This window comes from Shewanella amazonensis SB2B, assembly GCF_000015245.1.
Lineage (GTDB): Bacteria > Pseudomonadota > Gammaproteobacteria > Enterobacterales > Shewanellaceae > Shewanella > Shewanella amazonensis.
In genome coordinates, this window is sequence record NC_008700.1 from 3593422 (window position 1) to 3615636 (window position 22215).

The window sequence follows — 22215 nt, forward strand, 5'->3', positions numbered from 1 at the left end:
GGCTATCAGTGTACATCCTTCCAGTATTCTTTCTTCAGGAAGTAGGCCACAACAAAGAAGATAAACAGGAAGCCGAGCACCCAAATACCCAGAGCCTGACGCTCCAGTTTGATAGGTTCTGCTGAGTACACCAGGAAACCTGTGATGTCACGGGCAGCCTGATCGTACTCTTCAGCACTCAACTTACCGCCGGTGGCAACCAGACTGCCGTCTGCCTGCTTAACCGCGATACCCTGCAAACCTTCCAACACATGCGGCATACCCACAGAAGGGAATACAGTGTTGTTCACGCCGAAAGGACGGCTTGGGTCTTTATAGAAACCCTTGAGGTAAGAGTAAACCCAGTCTTCGCCACGCACACGGGCGGCCAACGTCAGATCCGGTGGCGCAGCACCGAACCATTTGGCAGCGTCTTTCTCAGGAATGGCGTTTTCCATCAGTTCACCGACTTTGGCACCGGTGAACACGAACTTGGTACGCATCTCATCAATAGAGACGCCCAGGTCGTTGGCAACACGCTCATAGCGCTGATACTGAGTGCTGTGACAGCCTGAGCAGTAGTGCTGGAACAAGTCCAGACCACGAACCAGAGACTCTTTATCGTTCAGATCGATATTGGCCTTTTCCAGGTGCACGTTGTGGCCGCCAGCGGCGAAGCCAAGAGTGGGCACCAGAGCAACCAAAGCAATGAGTAACTTTTTCATTATTTAGTCAACCTCGCTGGAACTGGCTTGGTCTTCTCATTCTTGCTGTACACCCACAGGGCTACGAAGAAGCCAAAATAGGTGATGGTGAACACTTGAGCAGCAATGGTCAGTGCTGGTGAAGCTGGCACGGCACCGAGGTAGCCCAGTACGACGAAAGACACAGAGAACTGAGCAATGTTCAGCTTGTGGATCATGCTGCGATAGCGAACTGACTTCACCTTACAACGATCCAGCCATGGCAGCAGGAACAGTACGGCAATCGACAGACCCATCATGATCACGCCACCCAGCTTGTGCGGAACCGCACGCAGAATCGCGTAGAAGGGGGTGAAGTACCATACAGGTGCAATGTGCTCAGGGGTCTTCATTGGGTTAGCAGCTTCGAAGTTAGGCTTCTCGAGGAAGTAACCACCACCTTCTGGCATGAAGAACAACACGTAGCAGAACACTATCAGGAAGCCCGCCACACCCATGATGTCTTTCACGGTGTAGTAAGGGTGGAAAGGAATACCGTCAACGGGCCAGCCGTTTTCGTCCTTGTTCTTCTTGATTTCGATACCGTCGGGGTTGTTTGAACCCACTTCGTGCAGGGCAATCAGGTGCAGGAACACCAGAACAACCAGCACCAACGGCAGTGCAATCACGTGCAGGGCGAAGAAGCGGTTCAGGGTCGCGCCTGATACCACGTAGTCACCACGGATCCACAGAGTCAGATCATCACCAATAACAGGGATGGCACCAAACAGAGAGATAATTACCTGCGCACCCCAGTATGACATCTGGCCCCATGGCAGCAGATAGCCCATGAAGGCTTCGGCCATCAGCACGAGGAAAATCAGCATACCGAACAGCCACAGCAGTTCACGTGGTTTCTGGTATGAACCGTAGATAAGACCACGGAACATGTGCAGATATACCACCACGAAGAATGCAGAGGCCCCTGTGGAGTGCATATAACGCAACAACCAACCATATTCCACATCGCGCATGATGTATTCAATGGAGGCGAAGGCGCCTTCTGCGGTAGGTACGTAGTTCATGGTCAGCCAGATACCGGTGAGGATCTGGTTTACCAGCACCAACAGTGCCAGCGAACCGAAGAAGTACCAGAAGTTAAAGTTCTTTGGGGTCGCGTACTGACCAACATGACGATTATAGGTCGCCGTCATTGGGATACGGGCATCGATCCAATCGATAATGTTCTTAACCATTATGCAGTCTCCCCGTCGACACCGATGATCACATTCGCATCGTCAAGATACTGGTGTGGAGGGATCACCAGGTTCAGTGGTGCAGGAACACCCTGGAATACGCGGCCGGCCATGTCAAACTTGGAGCCGTGGCAAGGACAGAAGAAGCCAGAGCTTACACCTTCAACCTGCTCGCCAAATGAATCTGGCAGATAGGTAGGAGAACAGCCCAGGTGAGTACAGATACCAACAGCGATAAAGTACTCTGGCTTGATAGAACGTACGCCGTTTTGGGCATACACGGGTTGCTGTAGTTCATCAGACGCAGGATCACGCAGCTGCCCATCGAGCTCGGGAAGTTGCTTAAGCACTTCCTCGGTGCGGCGTACAACCCAAACGGGTTTACCGCGCCACTCTACACGGATCAACTGACCTGGTTCCAGCTTGCTGATATTAACTTCTACCGGCGCACCTGCAGCTTTCGCCTTGGCGCTCGGATTCCATGACTTGATAAAAGGAACCGCTACAGCGACGGCACCAGCACCGCCAACTACAGCGGTTGCGGCTGTCAGGAATCTGCGACGTCCGGAATCGACTGGCGCATTGCTCATCCACATATCTCCCAGCGGGGGTTGGAATTTTTTGTTTTTCAAGAAGTTGCTTTGAGATAGGCCATCCCGAAGCAAAATCAAAGTTTGAGGCGGGGCTCATTATAGCCAAAAAGTGGAGGCGGATCATAGTCAAAAGACACAACTAAGTTGGGGAGATAATGTTTTTTTGATTTGAACGGGGCTTACTGAAACATAATGCCCCACCGAACGGGAAGTTTATACGAACAAAATTGCAGCGATTGGCCGTTTAACCTTGGCTTTCACAAAGCAAAATTCATAAAAAAAGCCCAACTATCAGAGTTGGGCTTTTTTAGTACTGATGATGATTATTTTGGTTTGGATTCTTTCATATAGCGGAAGAATTCACTATCCGGTTCAAGCACCATCATGTTGCCGCTACCAGAGAAGCTCGCCTTGTAGGCATCAAGACTTCTCAGGAAGGCATAGAACTCAGGGTCCTTCTTGTAAGCGTCGGCATAAATCTTGGCCGCTACTGCATCACCATCACCGCGGATCACCTGGGCGTTACGCTGGGCGTTGGAGAGGCGAACCACGACGTTGGCATCGGCGGTTGCACGGATCTTTTCGGCTTCCTCACGACCTTTGGCGCGATGTTCTTTCGCCACGGCCTGACGCTCGGCACGCATACGTTGGAAGATGGAAGAGCTCACATTGGTTGGCAGGTTAATCTGCTTCACCCGTACGTCGACCACTTCAATCCCGAGGTCTTCGGCACTCTTGCGGACATTTTCCAGAGCGTTGCGTTGCAGCTCGTCACGACCGGAGTTTTCCTTGTCGATGGCTTCGCCAGCACGTACGCCGGATACAATTTCCTTAATGGTGCGCTGACCAAACTCGGTACGCAGGTCGCTGTTCACCTTGCGCTGCAGCAGAGCTTCAGCATTGGACTTGATACCACCGTTGGTAGACAGGTAGTACTTTTCGAAGTCCTGGATGCGCCACTTCACGTAAGAATCCACCATCAGGTCTTTCTTCTCGGAAGTCACGAAACGGTCTGCAGCCCCATCCAGGGTTTGCACCCGGGCATCGAGATTACGCACTGTATCGATAAAGGGCATCTTGAAATGCAAACCAGGTTCGAACACCTTGGTGCGCTCGGTACCGTCAACGTTTTCTTTTACGATGGCGTTAAAGCGCGACACGATGGCACGTTCACCCTCGTTGACTACCATGAGAGACGAACTCATCACAGCAATCACCACCACCAGAATAACCAATATTAAACGACTCATAACTTACTCCCTCCCCTGGCGAACACGATCTTCACGGGAAGGACGGCCGCTTACCGGCAGTCCGGTACTGCGCTGTAAGGCGCCGGTATCCAGATGCGTGGTTGACGTGATACCACTGTCGTCTGACGTGGGCACAGCAGCAGAAGGCGTGATCATCTTATCCAATGGCAGATACAGAAGATTACCGTTGTTCTTGGCATCGATAAGCACCTTGTTGTTACCTGAAAGCACTTCTTCCATGGCCTCGATATACATGCGCTGGCGAGTCACCTCAGGCGCTGCCTTGTATTCAGGCAGCAGCTTTTCAAAGCGTGCAACGGCACCCTGTGCCTGCTGAACCACCTGCTCTTTGTAGGCGCGGGCATCTTCAGCAATACGCTGTTCCTGACCACGGGCACGGGGCTCAACTTCACGCTGATAAGCTTCAGCTTCACGGATAAAGCGCTGCTCATCTTCCTGTGCGGCAATGGCATCATCGAAGGCATCTTTCACTTCTTCCGGCGGACGTGCCGGCAGGAAGTTAACGTCCATGATGGTCAGACCCAGCTTGTAAGGCTCAATAATACGCTCAAGCTCGGCCCAGGTATCGGTACGGATTTTGTCGCGGCCAGTGGTGAGAATGTCATCCATCTTAGAGTGGCCCACCACATAACGCAGTGCGCTGTCGGTGGCTTCACGCAGGGAGGAATTGGCATCCACAGCACTGAACATGTACTGGTATGCATCAGTCACCTTGTACTGCACAGCCAGCTCGACCAGCACCACGTTCTCATCGGAAGTCAGAATGCTGCCAGAAGCCGGGATGGTACGACGGGCTTCCACATCGACCGGATACACTTCATCAATAAAGGTGGCTTTCCAGCGCAGACCGGGACCAACTTCACCAATGTACTCACCAAAGCGCAGATGTACACCGCGCTCTGCGGTTTTGATGGTGTAAAAACCGGAGAGGAACCATACAGCAGCACCAAGCGCGATAATTAACCCCAGGCCACCAAAGCCCAGGCCATTGCCCTTGCCGCCAAAACGTTTGGAAATATTGCGAAAGACTTCGTCCAGATCCGGCGGCCCTTTATCGTTGCCGCCTTTGTTTCCCCAAGGGTCCTGCCCCTTGTTACCGGGCTCGTTCCAAGCCATTTAATACTCCATAAGTGGATGATATTAATAGTTAACAAACTACCCTATCAGTCGCTGTATCGACAATAAAGGTTTCCAACTCACCTTGACTCTGTTTAGCCAGCCTGCGCCAATCGGCATCAGGCAAACGAACAGACAAGATACAGTTCCCCAGATCGTCATACTCTTTCTGCTGTATCGCATCCAGTCGATAAAACTGGCCAAGATAATGCCCGGCGGTTGCCGGGATTTTCAGGGTTAGCTCGGCAATGACATTGCCAACCAACTCCTGAACCGCCTGCCGGAGCAAATCCAAGCCTTGGTTTTGCTGGGCAGACAACCAGACCCGGAAAGGCTTTCCGGTATCATCCCGATCGATGGCGGGTTTAATGCCTTCAACCAGGTCAATCTTGTTGCACACGATGAGTTGAGGTATCTCATCGGCGTCGATTTCCTTCAGTACCGCCTGCACTTGCTCTATATTGTCGCGCATCTTTTCATCTGCACAATCAATTACATGTAACAAAAGATCCGCTTCGCGGGTCTCTTGCAGCGTGGCCTTGAAGGCGGCAACCAGGTCATGTGGAAGGTGACGGATGAATCCTACTGTGTCTGCGAGAATCGCGGCACCGTCAGGCAACTCGAGTTTTCGCAGCGTGGGATCCAGAGTCGCAAACAGTTGATCGGCGGCGTACACCTCAGCGCTGGTCAACGTATTGAACAAGGTGGACTTTCCTGCGTTGGTATAACCAACCAGAGAAACCGCTGCCATGTCACTGCGTTGCCTTGCCCTGCGGCTTTGCTCCCGCTGTTTGTCTACCTTCTCCAGACGGCGGTTAATATTCTTGATCCGTCCCCGCAGCAAGCGGCGGTCGGTTTCCAACTGAGTTTCACCTGGACCACGCAGACCAATACCGCCCTTCTGGCGCTCAAGGTGAGTCCAGCCCCGCACGAGGCGCGTTGACATGTGGCGCAATTGCGCTAGCTCCACCTGCAACTTACCTTCGTGGGTCCGGGCACGTTGAGCGAAAATATCCAGGATCAGGGTTGTCCTGTCGAGCACCCGACAACGACACAGGTGCTCCAGATTCCGCTCCTGAGCCGGACTCAGGGCATGGTTAAAAATCACTACATTTGCATCGGTCGCGGCCACCATGGCAGCCAGCTCTTCAGCCTTGCCTGTACCCACAAAAAACTTGCGGTCAGGCGCGCGACGGCTTCCTGTAATAACACCAACGGAGCGTGCACCCGCCGATTCCACCAATAACTGCAATTCGGCGAGATCTTCCCGACTGCCTTCGTCGGTAAAATCGATATGGACAAGAACCGCTGTTTCTCCCGCCTCATAACGATCAAACAAGAAGCAAACCTCTCAAAAATAGACGTCCGGAATTACTGTTCGCCGGCACTGTCGTCTTGTTGGGCATTGTAGTTGCTGCTGCCACCCTGATGACTGCCCACATTGAATGGACGGGATGGAACAACGGTAGAAATGGCGTGCTTGTAAACCATCTGGCTTACAGTGTTTTTCAACAGGATCACGAACTGGTCGAAAGACTCAACCTGTCCCTGAAGCTTGATGCCGTTAACCAAATAGATAGAAACGGGAACACGCTCACGGCGCAGTGCGTTCAAAAATGGGTCTTGTAAAGATTGCCCCTTAGCCATTTGTTATTTCCTTTTTAAATTATAAAAGTCCAATGCAAACGTTTTCTGTTTGAATTGAGTAGTATACAGCAAAAGCAGATTCACTACCGGGATTGCTGCACAAGTTTGTCTAAATTCCCTTCGTCGCCGCTGGCCAACCAGTGTAACTCAGGCCATCCCCGCAACCATGTTAATTGACGCTTTGCCAATTGCCTAGTGGCGGCCACAGCTTTTTCGACCATGGTAGCATGGTCAAATTCACCATCCAGATACTGCCATGCCTGCCTGTAACCTACGCAGCGCATTGAGGGCAGTTCAAGGTGCAGATCCCCGCGAGCCTTCAGGGTTTCCACTTCACCGATAAAGCCTTCGGCGAGCATCTGCTGAAATCGCTTTGCGATAAGACCGTGCAGCACGGTTCTGTCTTGCGGTGCAATGGCAAACTGCACCATATGGTAAGGCAAAGACTCGGCTTTAATTTTAGTCAGCTCTGTCAGTGTCTTGCCACTTATTCGGTACACTTCAATGGCCCGCGACAAGCGCTGGGGATCATTGGGATGAATACGCTCGGCAGAGACAGGATCTATGTTGCGTAATTCGTCATGGAGCGCCTGCCATCCCCGCGCCTCAACCTCGGCAGCAATTTGAGCCCTCACGGCGTCATCTGCACTGGGTAAAGGTGATAAACCATCGAGTAACGTCTTGAAATACATCATGGTCCCCCCAACAAGCAGCGGGGTTTTACCACGGGATAGCGTCTCTTCTATCTCCCTGACAGCATCGGCTCTGAAATCTGCCGCCGAGTAACTCTCGAGCGGGTCCAGGATATCTATCAGCTTGTGGGGCGCCCTCGCCAGCTCCGAAGCTGTGGGTTTGGCGGTCCCTATATCCATGCCACGATAGATAAGCGCCGAGTCGACCGAAATAATCTCACAGTTGTGATGTTCAGCCATGTCCAGCGCCAGCGCCGTCTTGCCTGAAGCCGTTGGCCCCATTAGAAACAGCACCTTGGGCAGGGAAGTCATGTCAGTGTTTGTATTCATCTAGCCATGTCTGCCAGGGCAAATCTCTGGCACTCTCTAAAATCTTATTCCGCTCAGTCGCTTCAAGGGACTGAATACGCTGCCACACCTTGGGGGCCGCATCAAAACCTGTCACGTACTGAGCCAGCCAGTGACACAGGGCTTCGTCGGCTGGCACCTCTAACTTTATCCATTCCAGAAACTCAGGGATAAGCTTTGCCAGCTGACTGTCCCTCAGATATGGGGGCACTTTTTTGATTATCAACTGCTGATACCGAATTGTCAGTTCAAGACCAAGACGCCTGAGCAACGACTCCCGTTCGGCCAATATCATCGTCCAATCCGCATCGGCGGCAACCGCGACCGGCATCAGCAGAGGCTGCCCCACCAATCCCGTTGGCAGCTTGGATAATATTTCCTGTACGACAAGCGCTTTAGCGGCATCGCTAATGGACAACAGGCGAAGATGCTCATCCTGTGCCAACACCCAATAGCGGCCCGCCAGCAAGGGCGGCATGGGCAGACCTGCCTGAAGACTGCCGCTGGTGCTTACCACCTCGGGAGTGTGCAACAGCTCGGCATAATACTGGGCCGCCTGACGCTGTTGCCCGGACAATTGGTCCCGGACATAACGCTGTCCCTGGCCTGCGCCCGAATAGCCACTTCCATGGCGTTCAGATGTTTCAAATGTGGCAGCGTTTCCCGACTGCCCCAATCCGGTTTGAGACGCGCGATGGGCCGATGAACCTTGAGAAAGGCCAGCATCAACGCTACTGCGCTGCCCAGATGCAGCCTTCTCGGGTTGGCGCTGACTTCGTTGAGTGTCCGGCAAACTACTGAGAACACCGGCGGCTTCAGTCGCAGCGTCACGGTTAAAGGTATAGGGCGCGTATCCTGCCGTATGTTCTCTCACCGACGCAGGGGACTCTTGAGCCCTTGGCAGCTCCTCAGCCAAGGGCAAGTCCTGCATCTGGCTTAATGCCGATTGCAACACCTGCAAAATAAAGTCATGCACATATCGGGCTTGGTGAAAACGCACCTCGTGCTTGGCCGGATGCACATTGACATCCACCTGATGGGGATCGAGTGTCAGACTCAGCACGAAGGCAGGCTGTTCAAAGGTCCCGAGCTCACCGAAGGCCTGACGTACCGCGTGATTGACCAATCGGTCGCGGATCAGGCGGCCGTTAACATAAAAGTAATGGCAATCCACCATGTCAGAGAGCGCTGGTGACTGTAGATAGCCACTCAAACCCATGCCATCATGCTGACAGTCGACCTTGATGGCGCTGTCGGCAAACGCCCTGCCTGCCACCTGAGCCAGCCTCTGCAAGTACTGAGTATCAGTCGCAGCGCAACGATACTGGCGCACAGGCTTTCCATTGTGGCTCAGGGAAAAATGCACGTCAGAGCGTATCAGAGCGATACGCTTCAGCCATTCATCAATATGGGTAAACTCGGTTTTGTCACTCTTGAGAAATCGCCGCCGTGCCGGGGTATTAAAGAAGAGATCGGCCACCTCAATGGTGGTACCAACAGGGTGCGCCGCAGGCATCACCCGGATAGCCACCTCCGAGCCCTCGGCATAGGCCTGCCAGGCTTCTGCTTGCTCTGTGGTGCGCGACGTCAGTGTCAGTCGTGACACAGAACTGATACTCGCCAATGCCTCCCCGCGAAAGCCAAAACTCAGAATCGCTTCAAGATCTTCGAGGGTTTGCACCTTGGAAGTCGCATGGCGCGCCAGTGCCAGCGCCAATTCCGCTTTCGGAATACCGCCACCATTGTCGCGAATACGGATAAGCTTGCTGCCGCCCTTATCGATATCAATATCGACCCGGGTAGCGCCCGCATCCAAACTGTTTTCCACCAGCTCTTTTATCACCGAGGCTGGGCGCTCTACCACCTCACCAGCCGCAATCTGGTTTGCCAACTGAGGTGGCAATACCTGAATTGCCATGGGGTATTCCTTGTTTATCCTTTGGGGATCACCAGCTTTTGGCCCACACGCAGGGTGTCGGACTTAAGGTTATTCGCCTGTTTGAGACTGATGACAGAAATGCCATATTGGGCTGCAATCACAGATAAAGACTCGCCGCGACTGACCTTGTGCTGGCTGTTGGCGCGGCTGGCGATAAGCGAGTCACTGGGCGGGTTGGTCTCAAAATACCTCAGCACACCCGTGTGTATCGCTTTGGCAAGGCGTTCCTGATGTGAACTGCTCTTTAGCAGGCTTTCCTCTTTGGGGTTAGAGATAAATCCGGTCTCCACCAGAATAGAGGGTATATCTGGGGATTTCAGCGCTGCCAAGCTCGCTGATTCGGGCAAGTTCTTATGCAGGTCTGTCACCTTGCCCAGCTCTTTGAGCACATCGCCCGCAATGCTGTGACTGATAGCCATGGATCTGTCCATGGACATATCCAGCAATGTCATGGCCAGATACTGCTCGTTATCGGCATTCTGAATAATTTCACCGGCCCCCCCCAAAAGCTCTGAGTGCTTTTCTTTTTGCTCAAGCCAGCGACCAATTTCGCTGTTGGCTCGGCGCATAGACAGCACCCACACTGACGCACCGCGTGGATTGGGCGACGTGAACGCATCGGCGTGAATGGATACCAGCAGATCGGCGCGGTGTTTGCGGGCCAGCTCCGAGCGCTTGTTCGGATGAATGTAGTAATCACCGGTACGGGTTAATACCGCTTTCATACCCGGGGTGGCATCTATCTTGGCCTGCACCCGTTTGGCAATTTCAAAGGCGATTTTTTTCTCATACAGACCTGAGGGGCCGATAGAGCCCGGGTCGTCACCGCCGTGTCCTGCATCAATGGCAACGATAATGTCACGCAAAGACGAAGGCGGTGCTACTATCGCCTTGCTTTCACTTGTTTTTTCTTCAAGGTCTACCACAAGACGGTTGCCATAGGGGGCCGTTGGCGGTAACGAAAACAGGTTGGCATTCACCGGCCGGTTAAGGTCGATAACGAGCCGCAGAATACCTTTGGCAGGCGGTTTGCTCAGGCGAACCCGCTTCACCAACTTGGAATTATTGGCGATTTTGCCGAGCGCCACCTTGGATTGGGTATCGCTCAAATCCAACACCAGTCGGTCCGGGCCCACCAGAGTAGAATGGGTGTAACTGGGTTTGGCAGTGAGATCAAACACTACCCGGGTCGATTCCGGTGCGGCCCATATCCTGACACCATCCAGCTGATTCGCAGCTAAGGCGCCAACGGAAAACAGCAGGGTTAAAACGAAAAAAAGTCTGCTTATTATTCTATTCATTCGCTGAGATTTTCTATCACTGCTCTTCCGGCTGCAGAACCAGCCTGGATACTGAGCTCTCGTCCAGTGCCCGCATATACCAAATGCAGGTGTAAATCGGCTTCAGGCAATAAGCCGAACCCTCTGTCAGGCCACTCTACTATACAAAGGCTTTTGTCGGAAAAATAATCTCTGATCCCCATAAACTCCAACTCTTCGGGGTCTGAGAGACGATAAAGGTCGAAATGGTAAATTTCGACATTCTCAAGCTCGTAAGGTTCCACCAGGGTATAAGTTGGGCTTTTCACCGCGCCCTGATGCCCAAGTGCCTGAATAATGCCGCGGCTGAGCGTCGTTTTACCCGCACCCAGTTCACCGGTGAGGTACAGCGTTAGCGGGGGATGGATATGTTTTGCGAGTTGTTGACCGATGGCAATGGTTTGCTCGTCGGTCTCGAGAAAAATCTTAACGTCTGTCATCTCGGCTCTTGAATAGTCAGCAACAGCGCCAACACCCTTTGCTGGCACTGGCTATATCAATGTTGCCTAGATTAAATCACTATTGACCAATTGGCGAATAAAAGGCATCAGGTCACTGGCGAGCATGCCCCGCTCCCCGGCGAGTGCTGCGAGGTCTGCCGCCTCACCGTGGACCACCACACCAGCGATAGTCGCCGTCATGGTATCGAGCCCCTGAGCCATAAGGGCGGCGATTATACCAGATAAAACATCTCCGCACCCACCACTGGCCAGGCCCGGGTTGCCAACGGGAGCCACCACCAGACTATCGCCGTCATAGATAAGCGTACCTGCACCTTTGAGCAAGACAACGCCCCCGAATCTCTCCTGTAACTGCCTGACAGCAGCAAACCTGTCGACCTCTATCTGGGCAGTGGACACCCCCAGCAGCCTTGCCGCTTCGCCGGGGTGGGGCGTCAAAACGCGATTGACCTGACGACAGGGCTCTTTTGATAACAGGTTCAGCGCATCGGCATCGAGCACACAGGGTTTATCCGATAAACCAACCGCCTTGTACAGGTTATATCCCCAGTCATCCTTGCCAAGGCCGGGGCCAAGCACCAGCACATCAGCCCAACCCAAACGCAGATACACCTCCATGTCCACCAATTCGCACCCCCAAAACATCAGCTCTGGCCGGTTGGCATTCACGGTCAGCTGATGTTCCGGTCGGCTGATAACCGTTACCAACCCCGCACCGGCGCGAAGACAGGCCTCCCCAGCCAACCGCACAGCACCGGCCATGCCATAGTTGCCCCCCATGATGGTAACCTTGCCGGATTTCCCCTTGTGGCTGTCGCGTGGACGACGTCCGAGCAGATCCTTCAGATACCCTGCATCAACCCGCAGGGCCTCTGCCGGGAGCTGGGCGAGAAAATCAGTAAGTCCGAGGGATGCGTAGCGAATAAGCCCAGCAAAATGCCGTGCTCTGGAAGTAAACAACCCTTGCTTTAGCCCGCCAAAACACAGGGTGACATCGGCTTGAATCGCAACCGGATTCACGTTGCCGGTATCCGCATTCACACCGGAAGGCATATCCAGGCTGAGCACCCAGGCTGGCGTCGCGTTTACCGCGTTGAAACACTGCTGCAAGTCATCGCTCAGTTCGCCGCAGCTTCCGGTACCCAGTACCCCATCAATGATGACGTCAGCACCTTCCAGGGCAGATTCGGTAAATGCTTCTGAGACACCACCAGCCTCGACAAAGGCGGCCATGGCTGTGACATATTCCTGGGTTTTGCCTTGCCCAAGCAGCAGCACCCGGGCACGATTGCCCTTGGTCAGCAGCAACCTGGCGACCACCAGCGCATCAGCGCCATTATTCCCCTTGCCCACCAAAATCACTGTGGGGAGATTACAGTGCTCGGACGACTCTAAAATCGCCATAGCAGCACTGCCAGCCTGCTCGACCAGCTCGTACAGGCTACAAGCCCCTGAATTGACTGCATTGACTTCAGCAGCCTTCACCTGGGCGGCCGAATACAGTGTTTGAGGCAAGGACAGGCAAGAATCACTCATACCTTCAACTCCATTTCACATCGGATGCAATCAAATAACGGTGTCTACTGGCGGCGCTGCGGATGACTTTATACACTTACACAGTGAACACCCTTGCGGGTTTTAGCCACTTTTTGGAGTACAAGTATGACTGGCACAAGGACGATGCTGCTCACCTTGTTGATCCTGGTGCTTTCAGTACTCTTGATCAGCTTACCTTTGTCGTCCAACATCCTGATCCAGGCACTGCTGCTGTTGTGCGTGCTTCTGGTGGCCCTTGGGCTATATAAGGCCATCACTCTGCCGGTACAGGATAAAGATAACGATAAAACCTAGAGACAGACCGCTTCACACGATAACAGCATGGCAGTTAAGAAAACTTTGACGTAAATCATGCAAAGTGATTGACCCTTCTGGCGTTATCCATAAAAAAACCGGCCTATGAGGCCGGTCTTTTAAGATGGAATCATCACTAGATATCATCCATCCGGATGGTACTGTGGACGAGTCTTTGCTGCTGAATCTTTTCTACCCTGACCAAATCGGCCAAGGCACTGCGAATTTCTTCGGTTTGCGATGTTTCAGCGGTTTTTTCCAGCAATGCAATCAAACGGTTTTCCAAATCCAGGTGCAGACTCAGCACATCGTCTTCCTGCATATTGGCTGGCAACATAGTGCTTTGACAACGTTTAATAAAGTCTTCAAAAATAAGGTCTTTATACCAAGTATCCAGAAGTCTTGATGGCGCATCGTCCACATAGTCTTCCAGTTTTTTTGCAATATGCTTTTGTTGCTGCTGAAAGTACTCAAGCATCAATTTCACCCTGGAAGAGTCAGCTTGGGCATGCAGCCTTTTGTAAAGTTGAGCCATTTCCAGCCGGCATGTTGCCAGGTACTCCAGAAGCTCACGCAATTGTTGAATACGCATAGGACTGCCTCCATCATCAATGACCCTGTTAAGGCCAATTTCAATTCTGTCTGGTGCCATTATGGAAGCATTTATCGGTGGATTATTTGAATTGCATCATAATTCAGTAAATGCGAAATTCCGCATCTGCGGGCTTTTGATGGTTCTTTGCAGAGGATCACTCTATTAAGGCACTCTGTGCCTGTGCTCACAGCAAGGAGACAAAATGCCCATTCAAAGCCAAGGGAATAATCCGGCATCTGAATTACATATTTATTGAAGGAATACAAGGAAGGAAATTGGAGCGACATATCGGGTTCGAACCGATGACCTATACCTTGGCAAGGTATCGCTCTACCAACTGAGCTAATGTCGCATTCGCTGTTTTATGACTGGCGAAGTCAGAATTTGGAGCGACATATCGGGTTCGAACCGATGACCTATACCTTGGCAAGGTATCGCTCTACCAACTGAGCTAATGTCGCATTTTCGTTTTAAGGCCGAAACGCCTGAGAATTTGGAGCGACATATCGGGTTCGAACCGATGACCTATACCTTGGCAAGGTATCGCTCTACCAACTGAGCTAATGTCGCATTCGCTGTTTTATGACTGGCGAAGTCAGAATTTGGAGCGACATATCGGGTTCGAACCGATGACCTATACCTTGGCAAGGTATCGCTCTACCAACTGAGCTAATGTCGCATTTTCGTTTTAAGGCCGAAACGCCTGAGAATTTGGAGCGACATATCGGGTTCGAACCGATGACCTATACCTTGGCAAGGTATCGCTCTACCAACTGAGCTAATGTCGCATTTTGCGTTCTATGTCAGCTAACTGTAATCGAGGTATTGCCCTTTCTTACTGCAACTGAGCTAATGTCGCGAATTCACCTTCACAGCGTACCACTGCAAAGGTGAGGCCGCATTATATGAAAATTTCCATGGCCTGCAACCCCCCGCCACAGATTTATCTATCGTTTGCTCAAATTTTAAATACTTTGTCGCGATAGAACTGCAGTTCGGCGATGGACTCCTGAATATCAAGCAGCGCCTGGTGGGTACCTTGCTTTTTGAAGCCTTTCATCACTTCTGGATCCCAGCGTTTTACCAACTCTTTGATAGTGCTGACATCGATATTTCTGTAGTGGAAAAAATCTTCCAGTTCGCGCATGTACTTGTTCAGGAAACGTCTGTCCTGCCCTACGCTGTTACCACACATAGGTGAAACGCCCTTGGGGACATGCAACGACAGGAAATCAATTGTCTGGGCAATGGCGTCGGCTTCGGTGTATTGACTGCTTCGTACACGTTCGATCAGACCCGAGGCACCGTGGTGCTGCTGATTCCAATCATCCATGGCCGCCAGCACCTCGTCAGACTGATGAATGGCTATCACAGGCCCCTGGGCCAGGATGTTCAGATCCTGATCGGTTACCAGGGTGGCAATCTCCAGGATCCGGTCCACTTCGGGCTCCAATCCTGTCATCTCAAGATCAATCCAAATCAGATTTTTTGCGTCTGCAGCCATATACCTGCCTTTTGGTTCCCGTGCCGTATTTTCAGGCTTTTTTGTCAAAGACCGTGTATCATAATGCTTTTTATCCCCAACCACATCAGATTATTGACGAAGATAGCTTTGTGAGTAAAAAGAAACCTCTCAGTCATGGCCAATTGCGCCGTATGCGCGCCAATCATGAAAAGCGGCTCAGCCGCGGCAAGCTCGACAACCAAGCACCTGAATTACAGGATAGTTCACTCGGTCAGGAAGAACCCGCGGTGGTCATTTCCCGCTTCGGTCAGCATGCCGATGTGGAGATCAGCAGTGGTGAAATCATTCGCTGCAACATTCGCAGAACCATACAAAGCTTGGTTACCGGAGATAAGGTGATTATCCGTCAGGCGCTGGAAGATGGCAGCGCCATTGGTGGCGTGGTGGAAGCCGTGCATCCCCGCACCTCGTCACTGACCCGACCGGATTTGTATGACGGCGTAAAAATCATTGCCGCCAATATCGACCAGATCCTGATTGTTTCCTCCGTTGTGCCAGCCTTTACTACGCAGATAATTGACCGATATTTGGTTGCCTCGGAAGACACGGGGATTTCGCCCGTTATCATCCTCAATAAAATCGACCTGATGAATGATGAGGACAGAGCCGATATCGAAGCCGCGCTCGGCAGATACCGCTCGCTGGGATACCCGGTATACGAAGTCAGCAGTAAATCAAAAGCCGGTATCGACACGGTAAAAGCATTACTTAACGACAAAATCAGTGTGTTTGTCGGCCAGTCCGGCGTGGGTAAGTCTTCCATGATCAATGCCTTGCTGCCCGATGCAGAACTGCTGACCGGCGAAGTATCCGAAGGCTCGGGCCTTGGCCAACACACCACCACCACCGCCAGATTGTTGCACTTGCCAAGCGGTGGCGATCTGATAGATTCCCCCGGCGTACGCGAATTCGCCCTCTGGCATCTTCCCCCAGACCGAGTCAGCTGGTGCTTCACTGAATTTCGCGACTACCTCGGCACCTGTAAATTCCGTGATTGTAAACACCTGGATGATCCGGGCTGCAGTCTTCGCGAAGCACTGGAAGCCGGCAAAATCCATCAGGACAGATTCAATAATTATCACAGGATCATCGCCAGTCTGGATGAACAGCGTCACGCACGTCATTTCAGACACAACGAAGAATGATCCGGCAACAAATTGAAAGCAAAAGGACAACGACAAGTGGATAAAGTGAAAATCGCCCTTCAATACCTGATGCCCAAACATTTGGTATCACGCATCGTGGGTAAATTTGCCGCTGCCGAGGCGGGTTTTGTCACCACCGCCTTTATCAAATGGTTTATCAAGCAGTACGGCATCAACATGAGTGAAGCCCTGCATTCCAATCCCGAGGCCTACAAAACCTTCAACGACTTCTTTACCCGTGAACTGAAACCCGGTCTGCGCCCTATAGACCAGGCTGAAGACATCATGGTACATCCCGTTGATGGCGCGGTAAGCCAGCTGGGCCCCATCGAGGATGGCCGCATTTTCCAGGCCAAGGGGCACCACTACTCGGCGCTGGCGCTTTTAGGTGGTCAGGCCGATGATGCAGCCCGTTTTGAAGAAGGTGATTTTGCCACCATTTACCTGGCGCCGAAGGATTACCATCGTATCCACATGCCCATCAAAGGCACACTGTCAAAAATGACCTATGTGCCCGGAGAGCTCTTTTCGGTTAACCCACTGACAGCCCGCAATGTGCCTGGTCTGTTTGCTCGCAACGAGCGTGTTGTGGCGATTTTCGAGACCGACAAAGGCCCGCTGGCCATGGTACTTGTGGGTGCTACCATAGTCGCCAGCATTGAAACCGTCTGGGCAGGCACTGTCACGCCGCCAACCGGTAAAAAGGTCTTTACCTGGGACTACCCCACCGAAGGCCCAGAAGCCCTTACACTGGAGAAAGGCGCCGAAATGGGCCGCTTCAAGCTTGGCAGTACAGTGGTGATGCTGTTTGCCAAAGATGCCATCGATGACTTCGCTGACGGCGTAAAGCCTGAAGCGGTTACCCGCATGGGTCAGCCTTTCGCCAAACTGGAGGACTGATGTCCAAGGCCTCGTCGGGACTGCTTGAGTTACACTCTGCCGTATTGCTGTTTGGCGGTACCGCGCTTTTCTCCAAGCTTATCCCGCTCGGGGCACTCGATATCACCGTCTATCGCTGCGCCATCGCCGCCCTGGTGTTGGCGCTCATTGTCAAAGCCACCCGCCATTCTCTCCGGCTTGGCAACAAAAGAGACTATGGCATTGCACTGGCCCTTGGTGTCATCGTCAGCCTCCACTGGGTCACCTATTTTGCCTCTATGCAAATGTCCTCGGTCGCCATAGGCATGATTGCCTTTTTCACCTACCCGGTGATGACTGTGTTGGTAGAACCCCTCATCAACGGCACCCGTCCCCACCTGCGTGATCTTGTCTGTGGCGTGGCCGTACTCACTGGCGTGGCGCTGCTTATTCCCGAGGCCAGTTTGGGCAACGATATTACCCTGGGGATTTTGGTTGGCGTGCTGTCAGCAGCGCTCTTTACCGCCCGCAATTTGCTGCACAAACGCTATTTTGCCCAGTACACAGGCCCCCAGGCCATGTTCTATCAAACCCTCGTTGCCGTACTCTTTCTGGGCAGTTTTGTTGAATCCACACCACCGGAAGTAACCAGTGATGTTTGGCAGTTGCTGATTTTGCTCGGCGTTATCTTTACCGCCACGCCCCATGCACTTTTCACCTCGGCGCTGCGGCATTTAAGCGCCAAAACGGTAGGTTTGGTGTCTTGTCTTCAGCCCTTTTACGGGACCGTGCTGGCACTGCTGCTGCTTGGTGAAACCGTTAACCTCAGCACCCTGCTAGGTGGCCTGTTGGTGGTATCCACCGCCGTGTATGAAACCGCACAGAGTCACCGCCAGCAAAGGCAAAAAAAGGCCTTAGACTGACATACCAATTCCTGCTGGCTTTGATAACATGGCTGAGTTGATTTCACTTCAGCCCAAGTTTGGTGCCATGTTACGTTTTTTGCTGATTGCGTTCTTTTTTTTCCCACTTTTCTCCCTCGCCAACCCCTCTTTGCAGTTGGAAAAACGGCTGGGCTTCTCCCAGGGAACCAACACACCTCAGCCGAGTGTTTCTCAGCAAACACTGGAGCTGACAGAAACCGCCGAACTCCTTGCCCAACAGGCCGCTGAATATCAACAGCAGCTGCTGGGCTTTGTCGATGAAAAAGCCCGTTTGCAAAAGGCGCTGGCGGCGACACAAAAAGACTTGCCATTGGCCAGACGGCAGGATTTGAATCAGCAGGCATCGGCAGCCTATTTACAGCTGTCGACCTTAAAGGAAGAAGAAACCCAACTCATACAGCAGCACAGTACGCTGCTGCAACGTCATAATCAGTTGCCCACCGCGGTGGCAAATGCCAGACAAGCCCTTATCCAGCATCAAAAGGCTCCCCAAGCCCCATTGGACAGCCCCAACGGGGCTTTGCAATTGGCCCAGCGACGCTATTACGAGCAGAACCTGGCCACACTCGAGGCTGAACAGGCATCCAGCCAGAAACGTATAGAACTGGCGCAATTCAAATTGCAGTTGGTACGGGCACAGTTGCGGCAACAGGAACTCTTCATCGAAAAGCTGAACCGCGCCATTAGCAGCCAGCGTCAGGCCGTTACAGACGCGACGCTGGCCAACAACGTCTCCACAGACACAGAGCCCCAGGATGCCCTCTCCCAGCAGCTGCAAACCAACAATGCCCTGCTTGGGCAAAAACTGCAGACCCTGACCCTGCAGATAGACAACGTGGTCGACATGCAGGAAGTGGCCGAAAAGCGCTATCAGGAACAGTCACTGCAAGTCTCCAGCGTTCAGGAACAAATCTCCTGGGTGAAAACCAATTCCGCCTTTGGCGAACGCTTTTTACAGATGTTGCAAAGCCTGCCAAAGCCCCCCAATCCAGAACATTTACAAAATCAAATCGCCGATGCACGTCTGGCCCGTTACCAGATGGAGCAGGAGCTGGCGCGTAATCAGGAACAACTGGATCAAAAATCCCTCTACAGCGAAGCACAGTACAGCCTGCTCCAGGCCGAGCAAAAACTACTGAAGCAGATGCTGCAGGGTTTTGACTTGCTGCTGAGCGAGTTGGCAAAACTCAAGGTGAGCCACACTGAGCTCAATGCCCAATATGTCACCTTGAAAAATACCCTCAGTGAGCACCTGTTTTGGGTACCCAACGCCGCTCCCATCGGCAAGCTCTGGCTGACAGATTTGCATCGCAGCCTGATCTGGCTTGTTCAACAGGCACCATGGCAGCAATTGTCGATGGCACTGGATGAACAGAGTGATTACTGGTCGTGGTGGCTGATTTTACTGGTGCTCTGCTGGGTGATTCAGGATGTGATACGCCCTCGATTTGATAAGGCCATGAATCACTTTTTACAGCCCGTCGGCAACGTGACCCAGGATGATTTCAAGTACACCTTCGAAACCCTGCTGCTGACCCTGGGTTACGCCTTGCTTCGCCCTGCCCCCATTGTTCTGGCCGGCGGCTTTTTCATGCTTAGTCAGTACAATCTGGTGCAGGCCGTGGGTGCCGGTATCCTGGTGTCCGGTTGTGTCTATCTGGTTTACCGCTTTATGTTTCTGCTGTCTATTGAGAAAGGCCTGCTGATAGGCCATTTCCGTAGGCCCAGGGAGGTAATCGAGCATGGTAAGCAGCGCCTTAAGGCGGCGATGCTACTGGCTCTGCCCCTGGTGGCCGTAGTCAGTTTCACCGAAATTCTGGATGTCTCTCTGGTCAGAAACAGTCTCGGCCGGGGCGCCTTTATTTTGCTGTGCCTGCAACTGCTGTGGTTCTATCGCGATATCCTCAAATACGCCAAAGGCTACCGTCAAAGCCACGAGCCCCAGGGAAAGAACCGCCGTCTGCTGCAGCGCTTTTTATGGTTGATGTTGCTGCTGACTCCCGCTATTTGTACCTTGCTGGCGCTGCGCGGTTTTTACTTCACTTCGTTCCAGCTTATGTTGCAGCTGCAGATATCCCTGTTGCTGGCACTGGGCTTTTTGCTGCTGTATCAACTTATCAAGCGTTGGATGCTGATTGAGAGGCGCCGAATCGCTTTTGACCGCGCCAAGGCAAAACGGGCTGAAAAGCTGGCACAGCGGGAGCGGGGTGAAACTGTATCCGCAGACAGCCAGGATGTGTATGAAGAGCCAAAAGTAGATCTCGAAACCATTTCCAGTCAGTCACTTGGACTGGTTCGTTCCTTGTTGATTCTAGCGTTTCTGGCCAGCTTGATTGGCCTGTGGACGCAAACCCACTCGGCGCTGTTTTCCTTCCTCGACGGCATCAACCTCTGGACCAGTACCGCCATTATTGACGGTGGCGAACAGCTGGTGCCCATTACCCTGAAGTCGGTGCTGTTTGGGGTGCTTATCATGGTGTTCTCGCTGATGATAGCCACCAATTTGCCCGGCCTGCTGGAGCTGGTTATTCTGCAGCGACTGGACTTAACCCCGGGCACAGGTTTTGCCATTACCACGGTCAGCCGCTACCTGGTGGTGATGGTGGGCACCCTCGTGGGCTTCTCCACGCTGGGGATGGAGTGGTCCAAGTTACAGTGGCTGATTGCCGCTCTGTCGGTGGGCTTGGGTTTTGGTTTGCAGGAGATTTTTGCCAACTTTATTTCGGGTCTTATCATACTGTTTGAAAAACCAGTGCGTATCGGCGATACGGTGACCATTCGCGATCTCACCGGCACCGTCAGTAAAATTCAGATTCGAGCCACCACCATCATAGATTGGGACAGAAAAGAAATTATCGTCCCCAATAAGGCCTTTATCACCGAGCAGCTGATCAACTGGTCGCTGTCCGACCCGATAACCCGGGTGATCATCAAGGTGGGCGTGGCCAGAGATTCCGATCCCGCCAAGGTCGAAGCCAGCCTTTATCAGGCCATCAAAGAATGCCAGCATGCACTGCACACTCCTGAGCCCGAAGTCTGGTTCGCTGGCTTTGGTCAGCACACCCAGGATTATGAAGTAAGAGCTTATGCCAAGGATATGGGCAGCCGCTGGCCGCTGCGACACGATCTGCACAAACGTATCAGTACCAAGCTGAAAGAAAACAATCTGGAGCTGGCCTATCCCCAGATGGAAATCACCATCAATCAAGGGGGTGTGCCGAGCCGTGACGCCCAAATCCAACTGCGCTGAGCCAAGGAGAACCCATGTTAATTTTTGCTCATCGGGGTGCCAGCGGTTATGCCCCGGAAAATACCCTCAAAGCCATGGCATTGGCACTTGAGCTGGAGGCAGAAGCGGTGGAACTTGACGTGCATAACGTCGAAGGTGAATTAGTGGTATTTCACGATCGGCGTTTGGAAGGCAAAAGCAATGGCAAAGGACTCATCCACCGCCACACGCTGGCCGAACTGGAAAAGCTGTCGGTTCGCGGTGAGCCTATCCCAACCTTGTGGCAGGTGCTCGAACTCCTCAATGCCCGATGCATAGTGAATATCGAATTAAAGGGCATTCATACCGGTGAGCCCATGAAGGCCCTTTACCACAGAGCCGTCGCCGAGCTTGGTTATTCACCCGAGCAGCTGCTGATTTCCTCGTTCAACCATCCTGAGCTGGCCGATTTCAAGGCAGATGTGCCCGAAGCACGGATTGCACCGCTGCTGGGTTCGCTGCCTTTGGATGGTGCTGCCATCGCAGGGCAAATGCAGGCCTGGTCATTGCATCTTGATGTCAGTTTTATCAGCCAGACGATAGTGGACCAGGCACACGCCATGGGCGTGAAAGTGTACGTTTACACCGTGGATGATGGCGATGATATCCGCGCGCTTGCTGCCATGGGGGTAGACGGGGTATTTGCCAATTACCCCGACCTGGCACGAAAGGCCCTTGGCGAGCCGTCAAGCTGCGATTATCGGCACTGGTTTGGCTGACAGTAC

The 22215-nt window shown here is 52.7% G+C and carries 20 protein-coding genes and 5 tRNA genes; 6 read left to right on the forward strand and 19 right to left on the reverse strand.

Going from position 1 to position 22215, the window contains the following annotated elements; all coding sequences use genetic code 11:
- Positions 1–5: 5 nt before the first annotated feature.
- The 12 genes from SAMA_RS15745 to SAMA_RS15800 all read right to left on the reverse strand — a co-directional run bounded on the left by SAMA_RS15745 (position 6) and on the right by SAMA_RS15800 (position 12840).
- Positions 6–704, reverse strand: coding sequence for a cytochrome c1 (locus SAMA_RS15745; RefSeq protein ID WP_011761126.1), 699 nt, complete (start codon positions 702–704; stop codon positions 6–8).
- Positions 704–1918 carry a cytochrome b gene (locus SAMA_RS15750; protein ID WP_011761127.1) on the reverse strand — a complete coding sequence of 405 codons (1215 nt, stop codon included), beginning with the start codon at positions 1916–1918 and terminating at the stop codon, positions 704–706. Before SAMA_RS15750 ends, SAMA_RS15745 begins: the two co-directional genes overlap by 1 nt.
- The gene (gene petA, locus SAMA_RS15755; RefSeq protein WP_011761128.1) at positions 1918–2508 is read right to left on the reverse strand and encodes a ubiquinol-cytochrome c reductase iron-sulfur subunit; all 591 of its coding nucleotides are present in this window, start codon (positions 2506–2508) and stop codon (positions 1918–1920) included. The genes SAMA_RS15750 and petA overlap by 1 nt, the downstream gene beginning before the upstream one ends.
- 326 nt (positions 2509–2834) lie before the next feature.
- On the reverse strand, positions 2835–3761 hold the full coding sequence (hflC, locus tag SAMA_RS15760; protein ID WP_011761129.1) for a protease modulator HflC: 927 nt from the start codon (positions 3759–3761) through the stop codon (positions 2835–2837).
- 3 nt (positions 3762–3764) lie between these two features.
- Positions 3765–4898, reverse strand: a complete 1134-nt coding sequence (hflK, locus tag SAMA_RS15765) for an FtsH protease activity modulator HflK (RefSeq protein WP_011761130.1) — start codon at positions 4896–4898, stop codon at positions 3765–3767.
- A gap of 31 nt (positions 4899–4929) precedes the next feature.
- Entirely contained in the window at positions 4930–6237 is a 1308-nt protein-coding gene (gene hflX, locus SAMA_RS15770) for a ribosome rescue GTPase HflX (protein ID WP_011761131.1), read from the reverse strand.
- A gap of 32 nt (positions 6238–6269) precedes the next feature.
- Positions 6270–6545: an RNA chaperone Hfq gene (gene hfq / locus SAMA_RS15775; protein ID WP_011761132.1), complete on the reverse strand. Its 276-nt coding sequence runs from the start codon at positions 6543–6545 to the stop codon at positions 6270–6272.
- An 83-nt stretch (positions 6546–6628) separates the two neighbouring features.
- On the reverse strand, positions 6629–7549 hold the full coding sequence (gene miaA / locus SAMA_RS15780) for a tRNA (adenosine(37)-N6)-dimethylallyltransferase MiaA (RefSeq protein ID WP_011761133.1): 921 nt from the start codon (positions 7547–7549) through the stop codon (positions 6629–6631).
- A gap of 1 nt (position 7550) precedes the next feature.
- Positions 7551–9503, reverse strand: a complete 1953-nt coding sequence (gene mutL / locus SAMA_RS15785) for a DNA mismatch repair endonuclease MutL (protein ID WP_011761134.1) — start codon at positions 9501–9503, stop codon at positions 7551–7553.
- A gap of 14 nt (positions 9504–9517) precedes the next feature.
- Entirely contained in the window at positions 9518–10825 is a 1308-nt protein-coding gene (locus SAMA_RS15790) for an N-acetylmuramoyl-L-alanine amidase (RefSeq protein WP_011761135.1), read from the reverse strand.
- Positions 10822–11283 (reverse strand): tRNA (adenosine(37)-N6)-threonylcarbamoyltransferase complex ATPase subunit type 1 TsaE, encoded by a 462-nt coding sequence (tsaE, locus tag SAMA_RS15795; protein WP_011761136.1) that lies wholly within the window; start codon positions 11281–11283, stop codon positions 10822–10824. The genes SAMA_RS15790 and tsaE overlap by 4 nt, the downstream gene beginning before the upstream one ends.
- A gap of 66 nt (positions 11284–11349) precedes the next feature.
- A complete protein-coding gene (locus tag SAMA_RS15800; RefSeq protein ID WP_011761137.1) occupies positions 11350–12840 on the reverse strand; it encodes a bifunctional ADP-dependent NAD(P)H-hydrate dehydratase/NAD(P)H-hydrate epimerase in 1491 nt (496 codons plus the stop codon).
- A gap of 126 nt (positions 12841–12966) precedes the next feature.
- On the opposite strand from SAMA_RS15800, the gene SAMA_RS19635 reads away from it, so the two are divergent.
- Positions 12967–13155: a hypothetical protein gene (locus SAMA_RS19635; RefSeq protein WP_157608355.1), complete on the forward strand. Its 189-nt coding sequence runs from the start codon at positions 12967–12969 to the stop codon at positions 13153–13155.
- A gap of 136 nt (positions 13156–13291) precedes the next feature.
- Here the strand turns inward: SAMA_RS19635 and SAMA_RS15805 are convergent, their stop codons facing one another.
- The 7 genes from SAMA_RS15805 to orn all read right to left on the reverse strand — a co-directional run bounded on the left by SAMA_RS15805 (position 13292) and on the right by orn (position 15254).
- Positions 13292–13747: a ferritin family protein gene (locus SAMA_RS15805; RefSeq protein WP_011761138.1), complete on the reverse strand. Its 456-nt coding sequence runs from the start codon at positions 13745–13747 to the stop codon at positions 13292–13294.
- 279 nt (positions 13748–14026) lie between these two features.
- Positions 14027–14102 (reverse strand) — tRNA-Gly (locus SAMA_RS15810).
- 33 nt (positions 14103–14135) lie between these two features.
- A tRNA-Gly gene (locus SAMA_RS15815) sits at positions 14136–14211 on the reverse strand.
- 33 nt (positions 14212–14244) lie between these two features.
- Positions 14245–14320: transfer RNA gene (locus tag SAMA_RS15820), tRNA-Gly, on the reverse strand.
- Between the two features lie 33 nt (positions 14321–14353).
- Positions 14354–14429, reverse strand: a tRNA-Gly gene (locus tag SAMA_RS15825).
- A 33-nt stretch (positions 14430–14462) separates the two neighbouring features.
- A tRNA-Gly gene (locus SAMA_RS15830) sits at positions 14463–14538 on the reverse strand.
- 170 nt (positions 14539–14708) lie between these two features.
- Positions 14709–15254, reverse strand: a complete 546-nt coding sequence (gene orn / locus SAMA_RS15835; protein WP_011761139.1) for an oligoribonuclease — start codon at positions 15252–15254, stop codon at positions 14709–14711.
- A gap of 110 nt (positions 15255–15364) precedes the next feature.
- Here orn and rsgA point away from each other — a divergent pair, with 110 nt between their 5' ends.
- From rsgA to SAMA_RS15860, 5 genes are all read left to right on the forward strand, one after another.
- Positions 15365–16420, forward strand: a complete 1056-nt coding sequence (gene rsgA, locus SAMA_RS15840; RefSeq protein WP_011761140.1) for a small ribosomal subunit biogenesis GTPase RsgA — start codon at positions 15365–15367, stop codon at positions 16418–16420.
- Positions 16421–16456: 36 nt separating this feature from the next.
- On the forward strand, positions 16457–17320 hold the full coding sequence (gene asd / locus SAMA_RS15845; RefSeq protein WP_011761141.1) for an archaetidylserine decarboxylase: 864 nt from the start codon (positions 16457–16459) through the stop codon (positions 17318–17320).
- Positions 17320–18201 carry a DMT family transporter gene (locus tag SAMA_RS15850; RefSeq protein ID WP_011761142.1) on the forward strand — a complete coding sequence of 294 codons (882 nt, stop codon included), beginning with the start codon at positions 17320–17322 and terminating at the stop codon, positions 18199–18201. Before asd ends, SAMA_RS15850 begins: the two co-directional genes overlap by 1 nt.
- A gap of 67 nt (positions 18202–18268) precedes the next feature.
- On the forward strand, positions 18269–21472 hold the full coding sequence (locus SAMA_RS15855) for a mechanosensitive ion channel domain-containing protein (protein WP_041410573.1): 3204 nt from the start codon (positions 18269–18271) through the stop codon (positions 21470–21472).
- Between the two features lie 14 nt (positions 21473–21486).
- A complete protein-coding gene (locus tag SAMA_RS15860; protein ID WP_011761144.1) occupies positions 21487–22209 on the forward strand; it encodes a glycerophosphodiester phosphodiesterase in 723 nt (240 codons plus the stop codon).
- Positions 22210–22215 lie beyond the last annotated feature (6 nt).

Bases quoted from the DNA above. Each gene is read 5' to 3' on its own strand.
- hflK (WP_011761130.1), bottom strand. From the start codon at position 4,898: ATGGCTTGGAACGAGCCCGGTAACAAGGGGCAGGACCCTTGGGGAAAC.
- SAMA_RS15860 (WP_011761144.1), top strand. From the start codon at position 21,487: ATGTTAATTTTTGCTCATCGGGGTGCCAGCGGTTATGCCCCGGAAAAT.
- SAMA_RS15800 (WP_011761137.1), bottom strand. From the start codon at position 12,840: ATGAGTGATTCTTGCCTGTCCTTGCCTCAAACACTGTATTCGGCCGCC.
- SAMA_RS15745 (WP_011761126.1), bottom strand. From the start codon at position 704: ATGAAAAAGTTACTCATTGCTTTGGTTGCTCTGGTGCCCACTCTTGGC.
- SAMA_RS15805 (WP_011761138.1), bottom strand. From the start codon at position 13,747: ATGCGTATTCAACAATTGCGTGAGCTTCTGGAGTACCTGGCAACATGC.
- hfq (WP_011761132.1), bottom strand. From the start codon at position 6,545: ATGGCTAAGGGGCAATCTTTACAAGACCCATTTTTGAACGCACTGCGC.
- orn (WP_011761139.1), bottom strand. From the start codon at position 15,254: ATGGCTGCAGACGCAAAAAATCTGATTTGGATTGATCTTGAGATGACA.
- SAMA_RS19635 (WP_157608355.1), top strand. From the start codon at position 12,967: ATGACTGGCACAAGGACGATGCTGCTCACCTTGTTGATCCTGGTGCTT.
- miaA (WP_011761133.1), bottom strand. From the start codon at position 7,549: ATGACTTCCCTGCCCAAGGTGCTGTTTCTAATGGGGCCAACGGCTTCA.
- SAMA_RS15790 (WP_011761135.1), bottom strand. From the start codon at position 10,825: ATGAATAGAATAATAAGCAGACTTTTTTTCGTTTTAACCCTGCTGTTT.
- SAMA_RS15850 (WP_011761142.1), top strand. From the start codon at position 17,320: ATGTCCAAGGCCTCGTCGGGACTGCTTGAGTTACACTCTGCCGTATTG.
- SAMA_RS15750 (WP_011761127.1), bottom strand. From the start codon at position 1,918: ATGGTTAAGAACATTATCGATTGGATCGATGCCCGTATCCCAATGACG.
- tsaE (WP_011761136.1), bottom strand. From the start codon at position 11,283: ATGACAGACGTTAAGATTTTTCTCGAGACCGACGAGCAAACCATTGCC.
- petA (WP_011761128.1), bottom strand. From the start codon at position 2,508: ATGAGCAATGCGCCAGTCGATTCCGGACGTCGCAGATTCCTGACAGCC.
- mutL (WP_011761134.1), bottom strand. From the start codon at position 9,503: ATGGCAATTCAGGTATTGCCACCTCAGTTGGCAAACCAGATTGCGGCT.
- SAMA_RS15855 (WP_041410573.1), top strand. From the start codon at position 18,269: ATGTTACGTTTTTTGCTGATTGCGTTCTTTTTTTTCCCACTTTTCTCC.
- hflC (WP_011761129.1), bottom strand. From the start codon at position 3,761: ATGAGTCGTTTAATATTGGTTATTCTGGTGGTGGTGATTGCTGTGATG.